Origin of the sequence: Streptomyces sp. Tu 2975 (assembly GCF_009832925.1) — a bacterium.
Taxonomy (GTDB): domain Bacteria; phylum Actinomycetota; class Actinomycetes; order Streptomycetales; family Streptomycetaceae; genus Streptomyces.
The window spans coordinates 3,528,629-3,543,783 of sequence record NZ_CP047140.1 but is presented as its reverse complement, the minus strand read 5'-3'; the positions used below and the strand labels follow the sequence as shown (position 1 = coordinate 3,543,783).

Annotated in this window: 14 protein-coding genes; 7 read left to right on the top strand and 7 right to left on the bottom strand. The window is 71.6% G+C overall.

What is annotated here, in order from left to right; all coding sequences use genetic code 11:
- Positions 1-47: 47 nt before the first annotated feature.
- Positions 48-1,274 (bottom strand): fumarylacetoacetase, encoded by a 1,227-nt coding sequence (gene fahA, locus GLX30_RS15530; RefSeq protein ID WP_159688716.1) that lies wholly within the window; start codon positions 1,272-1,274, stop codon positions 48-50.
- Between the two features lie 83 nt (positions 1,275-1,357).
- Complete coding sequence (locus GLX30_RS15525) at positions 1,358-3,412, bottom strand: CocE/NonD family hydrolase (protein ID WP_159688713.1); 2,055 nt, start codon at positions 3,410-3,412, stop codon at positions 1,358-1,360.
- A 207-nt stretch (positions 3,413-3,619) separates the two neighbouring features.
- Here GLX30_RS15525 and GLX30_RS15520 point away from each other — a divergent pair, with 207 nt between their 5' ends.
- The 4 genes from GLX30_RS15520 to GLX30_RS15505 all read left to right on the top strand — a co-directional run bounded on the left by GLX30_RS15520 (position 3,620) and on the right by GLX30_RS15505 (position 8,048).
- Positions 3,620-4,630, top strand: coding sequence for a polyprenyl synthetase family protein (locus tag GLX30_RS15520; protein WP_159688710.1), 1,011 nt, complete (start codon positions 3,620-3,622; stop codon positions 4,628-4,630).
- A gap of 164 nt (positions 4,631-4,794) precedes the next feature.
- Complete coding sequence (locus GLX30_RS15515) at positions 4,795-6,030, top strand: DUF2092 domain-containing protein (protein WP_159688707.1); 1,236 nt, start codon at positions 4,795-4,797, stop codon at positions 6,028-6,030.
- Positions 6,031-6,169: 139 nt separating this feature from the next.
- The gene (locus tag GLX30_RS15510; RefSeq protein ID WP_159688704.1) at positions 6,170-7,108 is read left to right on the top strand and encodes an ABC transporter ATP-binding protein; all 939 of its coding nucleotides are present in this window, start codon (positions 6,170-6,172) and stop codon (positions 7,106-7,108) included.
- Entirely contained in the window at positions 7,095-8,048 is a 954-nt protein-coding gene (locus GLX30_RS15505) for an ABC transporter permease (protein ID WP_244258163.1), read from the top strand. The genes GLX30_RS15510 and GLX30_RS15505 overlap by 14 nt, the downstream gene beginning before the upstream one ends.
- Positions 8,049-8,150: 102 nt before the next feature.
- On the opposite strand, the gene GLX30_RS15500 is transcribed toward GLX30_RS15505, so the two are convergent.
- Both GLX30_RS15500 and GLX30_RS15495 read right to left on the bottom strand, forming a co-directional pair.
- Positions 8,151-9,467: a M28 family metallopeptidase gene (locus GLX30_RS15500; RefSeq protein ID WP_159688702.1), complete on the bottom strand. Its 1,317-nt coding sequence runs from the start codon at positions 9,465-9,467 to the stop codon at positions 8,151-8,153.
- Positions 9,468-9,705: 238 nt separating this feature from the next.
- Entirely contained in the window at positions 9,706-10,155 is a 450-nt protein-coding gene (locus GLX30_RS15495) for a VOC family protein (RefSeq protein WP_159688699.1), read from the bottom strand.
- Between the two features lie 156 nt (positions 10,156-10,311).
- Here GLX30_RS15495 and GLX30_RS15490 point away from each other — a divergent pair, with 156 nt between their 5' ends.
- Positions 10,312-10,788 carry a CGNR zinc finger domain-containing protein gene (locus GLX30_RS15490; protein ID WP_347879766.1) on the top strand — a complete coding sequence of 159 codons (477 nt, stop codon included), beginning with the start codon at positions 10,312-10,314 and terminating at the stop codon, positions 10,786-10,788.
- An 86-nt stretch (positions 10,789-10,874) separates the two neighbouring features.
- The gene (locus GLX30_RS15485) at positions 10,875-11,237 is read left to right on the top strand and encodes a DUF6401 family natural product biosynthesis protein (protein WP_159688696.1); all 363 of its coding nucleotides are present in this window, start codon (positions 10,875-10,877) and stop codon (positions 11,235-11,237) included.
- A gap of 316 nt (positions 11,238-11,553) precedes the next feature.
- Here GLX30_RS15485 and GLX30_RS15480 read toward each other — a convergent pair whose 3' ends face one another.
- From GLX30_RS15480 to GLX30_RS15470, 3 genes are all read right to left on the bottom strand, one after another.
- Positions 11,554-12,465 carry a hypothetical protein gene (locus GLX30_RS15480; protein WP_159688693.1) on the bottom strand — a complete coding sequence of 304 codons (912 nt, stop codon included), beginning with the start codon at positions 12,463-12,465 and terminating at the stop codon, positions 11,554-11,556.
- A 191-nt stretch (positions 12,466-12,656) separates the two neighbouring features.
- Entirely contained in the window at positions 12,657-13,655 is a 999-nt protein-coding gene (gene rarD, locus GLX30_RS15475) for an EamA family transporter RarD (protein WP_159688690.1), read from the bottom strand.
- Positions 13,656-13,767: 112 nt separating this feature from the next.
- A complete protein-coding gene (locus GLX30_RS15470) occupies positions 13,768-14,628 on the bottom strand; it encodes an SDR family oxidoreductase (RefSeq protein WP_159688687.1) in 861 nt (286 codons plus the stop codon).
- A 98-nt stretch (positions 14,629-14,726) separates the two neighbouring features.
- Here GLX30_RS15470 and GLX30_RS15465 point away from each other — a divergent pair, with 98 nt between their 5' ends.
- Positions 14,727-15,143 carry a helix-turn-helix domain-containing protein gene (locus GLX30_RS15465; RefSeq protein ID WP_159688684.1) on the top strand — a complete coding sequence of 139 codons (417 nt, stop codon included), beginning with the start codon at positions 14,727-14,729 and terminating at the stop codon, positions 15,141-15,143.
- The last annotated feature ends 12 nt before the right edge of the window (positions 15,144-15,155 follow it).

Below are 15,155 nucleotides of genomic sequence, written 5' to 3'. Positions count from 1 at the left end.
GCGCCCCTGAGCCGGGGGCCGGGCCTTCATCCTGACCAGGAGGGACGTCAGCGCGCCGGGACGATGCGTCCCGCGACCTCGCCGAGCCCGACCCGTACACCGTCCGGGCCCGGGGCCCAGGCGGTCAGCGTGACCACGTCGCCGTCCTCGAGGAACGTCCGCTTGCCCTCCGGGAGTTCGAGGGCGTCGCGGCCGTTCCAGGTGAGCTCGAGCAGCGAACCGCGCTGGTTCACCTCGGGGCCGCTGACGGTGCCGGAGCCGTAGAGGTCGCCCGTCCGGAGAGAGGCGCCGTTGACCGTCATATGGGCCAGCTGCTGGGCGGCCGTCCAGTACATGGTGTCGAACGGCGGCTGCGCGACGACCTGGCCGTTGATCGCCACGGAGATCCGTACGTCGAACCCGCCCGGCTCCTCCTCCGCCGAGTCGTCGAGGTAGGGCAGCAGCTCGGCGTCGCGGGCGGGCGGGGCGGTCCTTGCCGCGTCCAGTGCCTCCAGCGGGGTCACCCAGGCGGCGACGGACGTGGCGAAGGACTTGCCGAGGAACGGGCCGAGCGGCACGTACTCCCAGGCCTGGATGTCGCGCGCCGACCAGTCGTTGAGCAGGAAGAGGCCGAAGACGTGGTCACGGAAGTCCGCCAGGGCCACCGGCTTCCCCTGCTCCGAGGGCGTACCGACGAGGAAGCCGACCTCGGCCTCGATGTCGAGCTTCACGGAGGGGCCGAAGACGGGCGCGGGGTCGGTGGGCGCCTTGCGCTGTCCCGAGGGGCGTACGACGTCGGTGCCGGAGACGACGACCGTGCCGGACCTGCCGTGGTAACCGATCGGCAGATGCTTCCAGTTGGGCGTCAGCGGCTCGCCGTCGGGGCGGAAGATCCGGCCCACGTTGGTGGCGTGGTGCTCGCTCGCGTAGAAGTCGACGTAGTCCGCCACCTCGTACGGGAGGTGCATCGTCACGGCGTCCAGCGGGTGCAGCAGCGGCTCTATGTCGGGCCGGTGCGCCGGCACCGTGACCCAGGCGGTGACGGCCCTGCGCACATCGCGCCACGTCGTACGCCCGGCCGCCAGCAGCGGGTCGAGACTCGGTCTGGCCAGCAGTCCGGCATAGGGGGAGCCGAGCGCGTGCGCGGCGGCGCCGACGTCGAGCACGTGGTTCCCGATCCGGACACCGAGCCGCCTGCGGTCGGGTTCGCCGGCCGTGGTGAAGACGCCGTACGGAAGGTTGTGCGGGCCGAAGGGATCGCCCTCGGGGAGATCGAGCGGGCTCTGCTCGGGCATCGGTGCTTGCCTCGCTTTCCACGGATGTGGGTGACACGTTACGTGGCCGCCCCACGGTCATGGCACCGTGCCGGGCAGCCGGTTCAGCCCGCCGGCCGGGAGATGCGTTCCTCCCAGGTGCGGTGGAAGACGATCTCGTCGCCGTGCCTGCACACCAGCTCGTCGGACGTGACGAAGCCCGCCGCCTCGCAGCTGATCCCGGACCGGGTCTCGACACGTACGTCCCAGGCGGTCTCCGGCCGGTGCAGCCGGATCGTCCACTCGGCGCGGGCGCGGGCGGAGAGCGGGTCGCCGTCCTCGATCGTGTACGTCTCGTGGCTCTCCTCCGTGTACTCCAGACCGTCCGGGTGCACCTGGGTGCCCCCACGGTGGGGTGTCGCCGCGAGCGTCCAGCGGCCGGCCGGCACATCGCGGGTGAGCAGCAGCCGCGGCGGCGGCTCGTCGAGCGTCTGGGGGACGGCGACCGGGGGCGCCGCGGAGTGCTCCGGCTCCGCGAAGCGGACGGGCTCCTCGCGCTCCTGTGTTCCGGGCCGTTGCCGGACCGGCAGGTCGAGCCGGGAGCCCGCAGGGTCGAGGGTGATGCCTCCGGGAGCCGGGTGCGGCCAGATCCACGGCCAGTACGCGGAGGAGACGGCGAGCCGGATGCGGTGCCCCGACTCGAAGACGTGGCCGGCCGCCGCCAGCTCGAACGTCACGTCCTCCACCGTGCCGGCAGGCCAGGGCACCGCACGCTCCGGGCCCCGGCGGGCGGCGAGGTTCAGCGCCCCGCGGGTGACGAGCGTGGACAGACCGTCGGGGGCGACGTCGCAGAGCCGCGCCACGACGACCCCGCCGGAGACGGCGGGGCGCAGGCGCAGCGTGACCCGGGGGCGGCCGAGAACGGTGAGGGCGCCGTCGCCGACGGGGAACTCGAAGCACGCCGACCGCGCGTCCTCCTCCCGCTGGTCCGGCGGCAGATCGCCGTCGTGGCCGACCGGCAGGAAGCGGCCCGCGTCCGTCCCGGTGCGGAGCGGCGAGTCGACGACGACAGGGCTGCCACCCAGCGTGTACGGGACGACGGTGACCTGCGGCGGCGGCCACGCCTCCGTCCCGGTCCAGTGCCCCCGCGAAGGGTCGGCCGTCCCGAGCCGGCACCGCAGCAGCGGTTCCGACAGCACGCCCGTGTCCTTGTCCTTGAGCCAGTGGTCCCACCACCGGAGCGTCTCCTGGAGAAAGCCGATCGCCGGTCCCCGCTCCCGTGGGTGCTCCTGTCCGCGTTCCTGGTCGGGGTTCCGGTCCGGGTATTGGTGCGGCCACGGCCCGATCAGTCCGCGCACCCGGTCCCCGGGGAGCTTCTCGACCAGCCGGAGGACCGTGTCCCGGTACGGCGTGTGCAGCCCGCTCACGGCCAGCACGGCGGCCCGCACCGCCGTGGTGTCGTCGCTGACGCCGGCGCTCCGCCAGAACTCGTCCCGATGCGGGTGGGCCAGCCAGGTGGGGGCCGTGGGGGTGAGGGCCTCCAGCCGGGCGAGCCACATCGCGAGCCATCCGTCGCCCGTGTGGAGCGGGTCGGGCGGCCGGGCCGCGAGCGCCAGCCTGCCCGCGGCCGTCGAGTGCAGCCCCTGGGCGGCGACGGCCCCGCCCGCGTAGGGGCCGTCGTTGTCGTACGGGTCGTCGCTCGCGTCCACGACCACCACCGCCCGCAGTGGTTCCGGCGCGAGCGCCGCGATCCGCAGCGCGCTCCGGCCGCCCGTGCCGATCCCGAACATGCCGACCCGGCCGCTGCACCACGGCTGGCGGGCCAGCCACTCGATCACCGCGACGCCGTCGGCGAGCTCGACCGCGTCGTACTCTCCGCCGGGGACGCCGCCGCTGTTCCCGTGGCCGCGTACGTCGACCCGCACGGAGGCGTAGCCGTGGCCCGCGTACCAGGGGTGGCGTTCACCGTCGCGGACCGCCGTCGCGTCGGTGAGCCGGTGCGGCGCGTACTCGAGCAGCGCGGGCACGGGCTCGTCGGTGACCGGCCGCCACACCCGCGCGTACAGATCGACGGGTCCGCCGGCGTCCGGGGAGTCGCCGGGAATCCCCGGCGGTCCGGGCAGCGTGACGCGGAGATCCGTGTGGACCGTTTCGTACGGGAAGTCGGTACGGATACGCATGGCAGCACCTCGGCGGCGCGTGAGGGGCGGTGGTCCGACGGTAACGATCAAACAGTGCATTTCCTACCATTGAGGCTGATCACGAACATACCGGGGGTGGCGGGAAGGCGCTCATGGTGATCGAAAGGCGACCGGATACGCTGACTTGAGTGAATCCAGCGACACATCGACAATCCGTGTGATCGTCATCAGACAGGAGATCTCCTCGTGACCGTCGTCGAGCCGTTCGGGCTGAGCGTGCGGGACCAGGCTCTTGAGGCCGATGTCCGGACCGGGTTGTCGGCCGTCGAGGCGGGCCTGCTCGACGCCACCAAGAGCGAGGTCCCGTTCATCACTGAGGCCGCCCAGCACCTGGTGCGGGCCGGCGGCAAGCGTTTCCGGCCGCTGCTGGTGATGCTGGCGGCCCAGTTCGGCGACCCGTACGCGCCGGGGATCGTGCCCTCCGCCGTGGTCGTCGAGCTCACCCATCTCGCGACGCTCTACCACGACGACGTCATGGACGAGGCGGACGTACGGCGCGGTGTGGACAGTGCGAACACCCGCTGGGGAAACTCGGTGGCCGTCCTGACCGGCGACTTCCTCTTCGCCCGGGCCTCCCACATCCTGGCCGACCTGGGTCCGGAGGCCGTACGCATCCAGGCGGAGGCGTTCGAGCGGCTGGTGACGGGACAGATCCTGGAGACCGCGGGACCCCGCGACGGCCGTGACCCGGTGGACCACTACCTCGACGTCATGGCCGGCAAGACGGGCTCCCTCGTCGCCGTCTCCGTACGCTTCGGCGCGATGATGTCCGGGGCCGAGGACCGGGTCGTCGACATCCTCACCCAGTACGGCGAGCGGCTCGGCGTCGCCTTCCAGCTCGCCGACGACGTGCTCGACATCGCCTCCGACTCCCACGAGTCCGGCAAGACCCCCGGGACCGACCTGCGCGAAGGGGTCCCCACGCTGCCGGTCCTGCGGCTGCGCGCCATCGCGGACGCCGACGGCCGGCCGGAGGACATCGAGCTCGTGGCACTCCTCGAGAGTGACCTGACCGACGACGAGCGGCACGCGGAAGCGCTGCGGCGGCTGCGTGAGCACCCCGCGCTCGAGCAGGCCCGCAAGGACACCGTGCGGTACGCCCAGGAGGCGCGGGCGATGCTCGCCCCGCTGCCGGAGTGCTCGGCCAAGGCCGCCCTCGAGGAGCTGTGCGACGCGGTGGTCCACCGCGCCGGCTGATCAGCTCACGGTGCCGAACCCCCTACGGGACGGGTGAGTTGCCGGGGGTACTTCTCATCCCAGAGGGGTAGAGGAAGTTGCGCCCGCGGTCTGACGCTTCCCTTCGGCCGATTTGGTCATATGGAGAGCACCACCCCTGACCAACCACGGAGGTAGGGCACACCATGGCACCGAACGACAGCACACGGACCACCGAAGAGGCCAAGGACCTCGCGGCGGGGCGCCGCAAGACGGCCCGCTACCTCGTCCCGGTCGCGGTGGCCGGTGTGGCGGCCGCGACCATCGGGCTCGTCCCGGCGCTCGCTGCCTCCGGTGACCCCGATCTGCCGAAGATCAGCGCGCAGGAACTCATCGAGAAGATCGCCGCGTCGGAGACCCAGCAGCTCTCCGGCACCGTCAAGATCAACACGGACCTCGGACTGCCGTCCTTCGGCGGTCTCGCCGGTTCGCTCACCGGCGGAAGCGGTCAGGGCGACGGTTCTTCCGCCGCTCCTGACGCCAAGCTGACCGAGCTTGCCACGGGCACCCACACCCTGCGGATCGCGGCCGACGGCCCCGACCGGCAGAAGGTGTCCATCCTGGAGGACTCCTCCGAGTACAGCCTCATCCACAACGGCGACGACGTCTGGGGCTACGACAGTGCCTCGAACGAGGTCTTCCACGCCGAGGGCGACGGACAGCGCGAGGGCGAGGACGGCAAGGACCGCAGGACGCCGGACGACCTGCCCACCACCCCCAAGGACCTCGCCGACGAGGTGCTGAAGGCCGCGGACGACACCACGTCCGTGACCGTCGACGGCACGTCCCAGGTCGCCGGGCGCGACGCGTACAAGCTGGTCGTCAAGCCCAAGCAGGAGGGCTCGACGGTCGGCTCGATCACCATCGCGGTGGACGCGAAGAACGGCGTACCGCTGAAGTTCACCCTCAACCCGAGCAGCGGCGGCAAGGCCGTGGTCGACGTGGGCTTCACCAAGGTCGACTTCTCCCGGCCGGCCGCCTCCACGTTCGACTTCACCCCGCCGAAGGGCGCCAAGGTGACCGAGGCGGACGAGCCTGCGGACGACAAGGGGACCCGGGCGCCCAAGGGTCACGAGGAGTTCGAGGGCCTCGGGGACATGGGCGGTCTCGACGTGATCGGCGAAGGCTGGACGTCCATCGCCAAGATCGAAGGACCCGCGGCCGGCCAGGGCGCCGATGAGAAGAAGAACGAGAAGGGCGACGTCCCGCCGGAGGCGCAGCAGTTCCTCGACGCCCTCGGCGACAAGGTCGAAGGCAAGTTCGGCTCCGGCACGGTCTTCAAGACCCGCCTGGTCAACGCCCTGATGACCGACGACGGCACGGTCTACGTCGGCGCCGTGACCAAGGACGCCCTGGTGAAGGCCGCGAACGAGGGCAAGTAGCAGGCAGGACGGCCGGGCGGCGCACCGCCGCCCGGTACGGACCACCAGCAGGCACCACCCCGGCCGTCCGCCCCGTCGTACGCTCCTTGCGGCGGGGCGGAGTGCCGACCGGGCGGACACGGACGAACGGGAGAGTCGGATGACCGCCGTCATCGAGACACGCGGGCTCACCAAGCGTTACCGGGGCGGCCGGCCGGCCGTCGACCGGCTCGATCTCAGCGTGCCGGCCGGCAGCGTCTTCGGCTTCCTCGGGCCCAACGGGTCGGGAAAGACCACCACCATCCGCATGCTCATGGGCCTGATCGGGCCCACGGCCGGCACGGCCACGGTCCTCGGCCGGCCCGTGCCCCGATCCGTCGGCTCGGTCCTTCCGCACGTCGGCGCACTGATCGAGGGCCCGGCGCTGTACGGGTTCCTCAGCGGGCGGGACAACCTGGTGCGCTACGACTCGGCCGATCCGGCCGCCGATGCCCGTACCCGCGAAGCGCGGGTCGCGTCCGCGCTGGACCGGGTGGGCCTGACCCAGGCGGCCGGCAAGAAGGCCAAGGCCTACTCCCTCGGCATGAAACAGCGCCTGGGCCTGGCCGCGGCACTGCTCCGGCCGAGGAAGCTGCTGGTGCTGGACGAGCCGACGAACGGCCTGGACCCGCAGGGCATGCGGGAGATCCGCACCCTGGTGAGGGAGCTGGCCGCGGACGGCACCACCGTCTTCCTCTCCTCGCACCTGCTGGACGAGATCGAGCAGGTGTGCACCCACGCGGCGGTGATGGCCCAGGGGCGCCTGATCACCCAGGGCCCGGTGGCGGAGCTCGCGGCAGGCGCCAGAGGGCGGCTCGCCGTCCTCACGCCGGACCCGGCGCAGGCGGTGCGGATCCTCACGGAGCACGGCCTCGCCGGTGTGGTCCGGGAGGGCGAGCGGGTGACGGCGGAACCGCCGGCGGACGAGGCGGAACTGGCCGGTCTCAACGCCGCGTTGGTCCACGGCGGTGTGCGGGTACGGGGTTTCGGCGTGGAGCGTGCCTCGCTGGAGGACGCGTTCGTGGCACTGACCGGGGAGGGCTTCGATGTCGCAGGCTGAGACCGCCGAGCCGGTGGAGAAGGCCGAACCGGTCGAGAGCCCGGTGGCCGCCGGGCCGCCGTCGGCGCCCCGCCGCTTCCCCGTACCCGGCCTGTTCCGCCGGCCGGGCCTGTTCCGCTCCGAGCTGACGCTCACCTTCCGCCGCTGGCGCAGCCTTGCCCTGCTGGGGGTGCTGGCCGCCGTGCCGGTGCTCATCGGCGTCGCCGTGAGGATCGAGACGAGCGACGGCGGCGGGGTGGGCGGCGGTGGCGCCCCCGACGGCGGTGCCGGGGTCGCCTTCGTCTCCCAGATCACCAACAACGGGCTGTTCCTGGTCTTCGCCGCCCTGGCGGCGACCCTGCCGTTCTTCCTGCCGATGGCGGTCGGGGTCGTCGCCGGCGACTCGGTCGCGGGCGAGGCGAGCGCCGGCACTCTGCGGTATCTGCTGGTGGCGCCCGCCGGGCGGGCCAGGCTGTTGCTCGTCAAGTTCGCCGCCGTCGTGGCCTTCTGCCTGGTGGCCACGCTGACGGTGGCTCTGTCGGCGCTCGCCGTGGGGGTGTTGTTCTTCCCGGTCGGCGACGTCACGACGATCTCGGGTGTTCCCGTCCCGTTCGCGGAGGGGCTGTGGCGGGCCGTGCTGATCGCGGCGGTCGTCGCGGCATCGCTGGTGGGACTGGCCGCGATCGGACTGTTCGTGTCGACGCTGACGAGCAGCGGCATCGCGGCGATGGCGACCACCGTGGGGCTGCTGATCACCGTGCAGATCCTTCAGTCGGTCCCGCAACTGGACGCCGTGCACCCGTATCTCTTCACGCACCACTGGATGTCCTTCGCGGACCTGATGCGCGAACCGGTCCTGTGGGACGGAGTGCTGCGGAACCTGGGCCTGCAGGCGGCGTACGCGGCGGTGTTCGGCTCGGCGGCGTGGGCCCGGTTCACCACCAGGGACATCACGTCCTGAGCGCGGCACCCCCGCCCCGCACGACGACCGCATGCGCGTGCCCGGGAAGCCGGAGGCACGCGCATGCGGCAGGTCGATGGTGACGGCCCACCGGTGGTGGGTTCAGAAGGTCAGCTTCCAGCTGTCGATGTACCCGGTGTCGTAGCGCGCCACGTCCTGCACGCGCAGCTTCCAGTCGCCGTTGGCTGCTTCGGCGGACGCGTCCACCGTGTACGTGGTGATGACGTTGTCCGCGGAGTCGCTGCCGCTCGAGTTCTTCAGCCGGTAGGCGGTCCCGTCCGGGGCCACCAGGTCCACGACCAGGTCGCCGCGCCAGGTGTGCTTGATGTCCACGCCGACCTTGAGGGCGGCGGGCGCGTTGCCGGTGCGGCCGGTGACGGACACGGTGGAGGTGACGGCTGCGCCGGCGTCGGGGACGGCGACGTCGGCGGTGTTCTCGTACAGCTCGCCGGGCGGTTCCGTCGTGCCGGCGGACAGCGTCCACAGCGCGTGGGCGATCGCGTCGCTGTTGCGGTCCAGTGCGGTGTCGTTGATGTTCGACGTGGAGTCGCACGAGGAGTGGTAGCAGCGGTCGAAGGCCTGACCGGCCGTGCCGCCCCACTTCTGGGCCTGGGCGCTGGTCTTGGTGCGGCTCGCTCCGGTGAAGAGGCCGCCGACCGGTATGCCCACGTTCTTGAACGACGCGTGGTCCGAGCGGCCGTCGCCCTCGGTCTCGATCTCGGTGGGGACACCGAGGCCCGCGAAGTAGCCCTTGAGGGTCTGCTCGATCGTCGGGTCGTCGTCGTAGACGAAGTAGCCCGGGTTCGGGGAGCCGATCATGTCGAAGTTCAGATAGCCGGAGATCTTCGACCGCTCCGTGGACGGCAGGCTGTTGACGTAGTGCTTCGAGCCCACCAGGCCCAGCTCCTCCGCTCCCCACCAGCCGAAGCGCAGATGCTTCGCGGGCTGGAGCTGGGCGCGGGAGACGGCGAGCGCGGCTTCCAGCACGGCCGCGGAACCGGATCCGTTGTCGTTGATGCCGGCACCGGAGCTGACGGAGTCGAGATGGGCGCCGGCCATCACCGTGCGGTTGACGTCACCGCCGGGCCAGTCGGCTATCAGGTTGTAGCCGGTGGTGCCGTTGTAGCTGAACTGCTGGACGGAGGTGGTGAATCCCGCCGCGTCCAGCTGGGCCTTCACATAGTCGACGGAGGCCTTGTAGCCGGCCCGGCCGTGGGCCCGGTTGCCGCCGTTCTCGGTGGCGATCGTCTGGAGGCGGTTCAGGTGCGCCTTGACGTTGGCGAGCGGTATGTCGGGTGCCGCGAGGGCGGGCACCGGGGCCGCGGGAGCGGCGGACGCCGTGGGAGCGCCGGACGCGAGCAGCCCTGCCAGGGCGAACGCGGCGGCCACGGCGGAACATCTGGGAGCGGAGAGCTTCATGTGGGGGCTCCGGATTCCGTACGGGGACAGGACGGAACGTGCGTGACGCCCCGGGGTTGGCGGTCCCCGGGGCGCTGGAGCGTGCTCATCGAACGCGTTGCGCGTGCTTGTGCGTTGTGCGTGCTGATGTTCAGTGACGACCTGACAAGGCGTCAAGGGCGGAAATCGGTCACGGCCGTTCGCTCAACGGACATGCTCGGGTCCGCCCCCGGACGGTCCCCGGCCACCTGGTGGACGGTCACTGGACGCAGAACTCGTTGCCCTCCGGGTCGCTCATCACCACCCATCGGCCGCCCTGCTCGTTCACCCGGCGCAGTGCTGTCGCCCCCAGCGCCTCCAGCCTGGAGGTCTCCGCCTCCATCTCCCCAGGGGCGGAGTGCAGATCGATGTGGACACGGTTCTTCACCGTCTTCGGCTCCGGCACCCGCTGGAACAGCACGCGGCGCCCGAGCCCGGCGTCGCTCACCTTGTCGTGGTCGTCGTCCGGATGCCGGACCGCGGCCAGATCACGCCACGCACGGCGACCGTGTGTTTCCAGGGTCGCCTCCGGCGGTGCGGCGCCCTGTGCGAGGAGCTGCTCGATGAGTGTGCTGTGGTCCTCGACCACGTAGCCCAGGGCCTCGGCCCAGAAAGCGGCCTGAGCGTGCGGATCCGCGGAGTCGATCACGAGCTTCCAATGCAGCGTCATGGAAACCAGTTATAGTGGTTACATGGTGAACAGGGCAACGGACACACCGGGCATGCTGCTGGAACCCCCTCCGGCGGCGCGTTCCGCTTCGACCCGGGCGCGCTGTGCCTGGAACTGCTCACCACTGGCGGCCCAGGCAGCCTCGCGGGCTACGAGGTGCTGCACGACCCGCCCGCGCTGCTGCGCTGGGTGGCGGCCAGCCGGCTGCCCGGGGAACCGCGCCTGAGCGTGGACGACGCGGGGGTGGCCGACGCCCGCACCCTGCGAAACGCCTTGTGGGGCATGGCCGCCGCGGCGGCGCACGATGGCGACACGGACCCTGCCGACGTCTCCGTGGTCAACGCGGCGGCCGCGGCCCCCGCCCTGGTGCCCCGCATCGGTGCGGACGGATCGAGACAGTGGTTGCCGGGCGCGACGGCCGGCCAGTTGCTCTCCACCGTGGCCCGCGACGCCGTGGACCTCTTCACCGGCCCTTACGCGCACCGGGTACGTGAGTGCGGATCGCACGACTGCCGACTGGTCTTCGTCGACACCTCACGGCCAGGGCGCCGCCGTTGGTGCGCCATGGAGCGGTGCGGCAACCGCAGCAAGGTGCGCGCGCACCGCGCCCGCCATGTGGAGGCAGACCGATGACCGGTGCTCCGCGGCGGCCTGTCCGATGGGCGTTCTGCGACCGATGTCACGTCTTGGGCCGGTCGTTCTGCGTCTAGCGTGTAGGGATGGACGCTCTGCCCCACAGCGGGCCGCCCGGCTGCCCGCTGGTCGGCCTGGTTGCCACGTACATGCCCCGGCTCTCGGAGTTCTCCTTCGAACCGGGGCTCGTCGCTGCCGTCGACCAGCATGCGGCGGCGGTGCGTGATGCTCTTGTGCCGCTGGTCCCCGCCCCCCGTCGGGGGGGCCGGACGCCTTGCGAGGAGCCGGCCGGCATGGTGCGGCGGGAGGATCTCGCGGACTACGTCCTGGGGTTCACCGACCGGCTGGCGGAGACCGACTGGTCGGAACCGGTCGGCTACGACTTCGCGACCCTGCGGCTCACCGCCGTCTGCTGGCTCATCCGCGAACACGACCTGCTGGGCCGCTGATCCGCGAGCCGGACGGCCCGGCCATGGGCCCGAGCGCGACCAGCCGGGCGCCGACCCCACGAGCCTGGTCCACCGGGCCAAGATTCGCGAGCAGGACCTGCCGGGCCGTGAGCCGTGAGCACGACCTGGCGGGCGGCGGTCGGCGCGCACGACCTACCGGCCGGCTGATCCGCGAGCGCGACGTGCTGGGCCGTGAGCCGCGGGCATGACGCTGCCGGCCGCTGATCCACGGGTCATGACCTGCCTGGGACATGCCGCGGGCGCTCCCTCGGCGGCCACCGGCCGCCGAGGGAGCGCCCGGGTCGTCCCACGCACGTCACATGGGATCGCGGCCGTTGCCGAGCGGCGGCTGCGGACCCGAGTCCGGGCCGCGGCCCCGCTCGCGCCGCTGCTCCGGGCCCGGGTCCCGCCCGAAGTCGGGACCCTTGCCCTGGCGGCCCATGTCCTGGCTGCCCATGCCCGGTCGCGTCGTCTGCCGCTCGCCCGCGGGCTGGCCCGCGGCGGCGTCGGCACGACCGCGCTGGTAGGCGCTGATGGTGTCCTTGGCGCGGCCCGACTCGGCCTCCGCCGTCGCGAGCCACCGCTCCCAGCGTTCCCGCATGGGGCCGATGAGCCCGCCGCCGACACCGACGATCAGGATGCCCGCCATCGCGGCGAGCACGGCCCAGAGCACGGGACCGGTGACAGAGGTCGCGATCTGGGCCTGGCTTAGCGCGGCGATCGCGCCGAGCGCCACGATGAAGGCCCAGGCGATCGTCCCCAGCGTCCGGCCGTAGGAGGTCCCGGACAGGGCGCCCTGGATGATGTCGCGGACGGCACGCGCGATGGCCATGGCCACGACGACGATGACACAGGCGACGATGGCCTTCGGGATCCAGGAGACAGCCCCGTTGATCATGTTGCTGATCGGGTTCGGTCCGAACACGCCGAACGCCAGTTGCAGGGCGACCAGCAGAATCGCGTAGTAGAGGATCTTGCTGATGATCCCGGTGGCGTCGTAATTGGAGTTCCTGAGAGTGTTCGAGAGGCCGCTGCGCTCCGACATCCGCTCGAAACCGACCTTGCGCAGCAGTTTGTCGGCCACTTTGGCTATCGCCTTGGCGATGAACCAGCCGATGACCAGGATCACCAGAAAAGCGATGAACTTCGGGATGAACTCGGCCACGGCGGACCACGCGTCACTGAAGCCTTGGCCGAAGTCGACCGATAGCGCGAGGGGTTGCTGCATGACGCACTCACTCCGCTCTGTGCACTACCGCGGTCCGTTTGACCGGGGCCTGGACTTCCGGTGGTAGCACCGGTCGGCAGGCCCCGGCCTGCGCAGAGAGCGGGAGCAGAGCCGTTCGAGTGGACTTTGGGCCCTGGTGGGCGTGGCTCGGCCGCATGGCGTGACCGAGGGGTGTAAGGGCGCTGCCCGTGTCAGGAGGCGGGACCGTCCGCGGCGTGTGCCGCGGCGGCACCGGCATGCCCGGTGGTCACGGGCGCAGCGCCGGAGGCGGCCGCCCGGGCAGCCAGCCGCAGGGCTTCTGCCTTGTTGCGGCGCGCGGTGCGCAGCGCGTCCCAGGTCAGGCAGGTCAGGGCAAGCCACACCAGGGCGAAGCCCGCCCAGCGCTCCGCAGGCATGGCCTCGTGGAAGTAGAGGATGCCCAGCAGGAACTGGAAGACCGGCGCCAGATACTGGAGCAGTCCCAGCGTGGAGAGCGGGACCCGTATCGCCGCGGCGCCGAAGCAGACCAGCGGTACGGCCGTCACCAGACCGGTCGCGGCGAGCAGCGCCGCGTGCCCGGCGCCGTGGACGCCGAAGGTCGCGGAGCCGTCAGCGCCCAGCCAGACGAGGAACGCCATGGCCGGCAGGAACTGGATGGCGGTCTCGGCGGCCAGTGACTCCAGCCCGCCGATGTTGACCTTCTTCTTCACGAGTCCGTACGTGGCGAAGGAGAAGGCGAGGGTCAGCGAGATCCACGGCGGCTGCCCGTAGCCGATGGCCAGGACCAGCACCGAGGCGAGGCCGATGCCGACGGCGGCCCACTGTGCGGGGCGGAGCCGTTCCTTCAGGAGCAGCACGCCCATGGCGATGGTGACCAGCGGGTTGATGAAGTAGCCGAGCGACGCCTCGACGACGTGGCCCGAGTTCACGGACCAGATGTAGAGGCCCCAGTTGACGGTGATCACCGCGGCGGCGACGGCGACGAGCCCCAGCTTGCGCGGCTGCCGGACCAGTTCGCGGATCCAGCCCCACCGCCGGAGGGCCAGGAGGGCGATGCCCACGAGGGCCAGGGACCAGACCATCCGGTGGGCGAGGATCTCCATGGCGCCGGCCGGCTTGAGCAGCGGCCAGAAGAGCGGGACCAGGCCCCACATCCCGTAGGCACCGATCCCGTACAGCAGTCCTGCCCGCTGTTCCTTCTCCGACTTCACTGACCCTCCCGCCGTGCGCGCGTCCCTCGAAGAAGGTACGCCCGGCAGGGGTGGGATGTCATGCCCGTATCGCCATACGGTCATGACGGATCTTGGGGGCGGGCCGGTTCGCTCAGGCGCCGGTCAGCGCTGCCGAGATCGTGACGGCGAGCGGCGTGGTGGGCCGTCCGGCCAGCCGGGCCAGGTCGCCGGTGGTCCGCGCCAGGCGGCCGCGCGCGATGGCGTCGTCGACGTCGACGAGGATGCGGGCGAACGGCTCCGGCACCCCTGCTCCGGTGAGGATCGACAGATGGGTCTCTGCCGGAACCTCGTTGTAGGTGATGGGGCGGCCGGTCTGCCGCGACAGTTCGGCCGCGTACTCGGCCAGCGACCACGCCGTGTCACCGCTCAGTTCGTACGCCCGGCCCAGGTGTCCTTCGCCGGTCAGCACGGCCGCGGCGGCAGCGGCGTAGTCGGCCCGCGTGGCGGAGGCGATCCGGCCGTCACCGGCGCTGCCGACGACCGCGCCGTGCTCCAGGACGGGGGAGAGCGCGGCGGTGTAGTTCTCCGTGTACCAGCCGTTGCGCAGGAAGGTGTACGGGAGTCCCGAGTCGAGGATCAGCTGCTCGGTCGCCCGGTGCTCGGCGGCCAGGTCGAAATCCGCTTCGGGCCCGCCGAGGACGCCGGTGTACGCCAGCTGGGCGACGCCGGCCGCCTTCGCCGCGCCGATCACCGCGGTGTGCTGCGGCACCCGGCGGCCCACCTCGCTGCCGGAGACGAGCAGGACGCGCTCGCCGGTGCGGAAGGCCCCGTCGAGGGTGGCGGGCTCGTCGTAGTCGGCGATGCGCAGCTCGACCCTGCGGTCGGCGAGGTCCGCGGCCTTCTGCTTGTCGCGGACGACGGCGGTGACCCGTTCGGCGGGGACGGTGGCGAGCAGCTCTTCGACGACGAGACGACCGAGGGCTCCGGTGGCGCCGGTCACGACGATCTTCATGCGGGTTTCTCCGATTCACGGGGTTCGACGTGCTTCGGATCGACCCTAGGGAAGGCACTAACTATTCGTAAGTACCCACTTTGAAGTAAGGTACTGGTATGGCTGTAAGTGATGTCCGGGCCGACGACGACCGGCTCCGCGTTCCCGATGTGAACCACGAGATGTGCCCGTCCAGGCTGATCCTCGAGCACGTCACCAGCCGGTGGGGCGTCCTCGTGCTGGCCGCCCTGCTGGAGCGCTCGTACCGCTTCAGCGAACTGCGCAGGGAGATCGGCGGGGTCAGCGAGAAGATGCTCGCCCAGACCCTCCAGACACTGGAGCGCGACGGCTTCGTGCACCGTGACGCCAAGCCCGTCATCCCGCCCCGCGTCGACTACTCGCTCACCGCGCTCGGCAAGGAGGCCGCCGAACAGGTGTGGGGGCTGGCCCGCTGGAGCGAGCGGCGGGTGCCGGACGTGGAGGCGGCGCGCGTCTCGTACGACGACGAGAAGGCACGCGCCGCCGCCTCCCTGTGAGACCTGCCGACC

What these genes read in the sequence shown, in the direction of transcription:
- fahA (WP_159688716.1), bottom strand. Translation starts at nt 1,274, where the DNA reads ATGCCCGAGCAGAGCCCGCTCGATCTCCCCGAGGGCGATCCCTTCGGC.
- GLX30_RS15525 (WP_159688713.1), bottom strand. Translation starts at nt 3,412, where the DNA reads ATGCGTATCCGTACCGACTTCCCGTACGAAACGGTCCACACGGATCTC.
- GLX30_RS15515 (WP_159688707.1), top strand. Translation starts at nt 4,795, where the DNA reads ATGGCACCGAACGACAGCACACGGACCACCGAAGAGGCCAAGGACCTC.
- GLX30_RS15510 (WP_159688704.1), top strand. Translation starts at nt 6,170, where the DNA reads ATGACCGCCGTCATCGAGACACGCGGGCTCACCAAGCGTTACCGGGGC.
- GLX30_RS15505 (WP_244258163.1), top strand. Translation starts at nt 7,095, where the DNA reads ATGTCGCAGGCTGAGACCGCCGAGCCGGTGGAGAAGGCCGAACCGGTC.
- GLX30_RS15500 (WP_159688702.1), bottom strand. Translation starts at nt 9,467, where the DNA reads ATGAAGCTCTCCGCTCCCAGATGTTCCGCCGTGGCCGCCGCGTTCGCC.
- GLX30_RS15495 (WP_159688699.1), bottom strand. Translation starts at nt 10,155, where the DNA reads ATGACGCTGCATTGGAAGCTCGTGATCGACTCCGCGGATCCGCACGCT.
- GLX30_RS15485 (WP_159688696.1), top strand. Translation starts at nt 10,875, where the DNA reads ATGGACGCTCTGCCCCACAGCGGGCCGCCCGGCTGCCCGCTGGTCGGC.
- GLX30_RS15480 (WP_159688693.1), bottom strand. Translation starts at nt 12,465, where the DNA reads ATGCAGCAACCCCTCGCGCTATCGGTCGACTTCGGCCAAGGCTTCAGT.
- GLX30_RS15470 (WP_159688687.1), bottom strand. Translation starts at nt 14,628, where the DNA reads ATGAAGATCGTCGTGACCGGCGCCACCGGAGCCCTCGGTCGTCTCGTC.
- GLX30_RS15465 (WP_159688684.1), top strand. Translation starts at nt 14,727, where the DNA reads ATGGCTGTAAGTGATGTCCGGGCCGACGACGACCGGCTCCGCGTTCCC.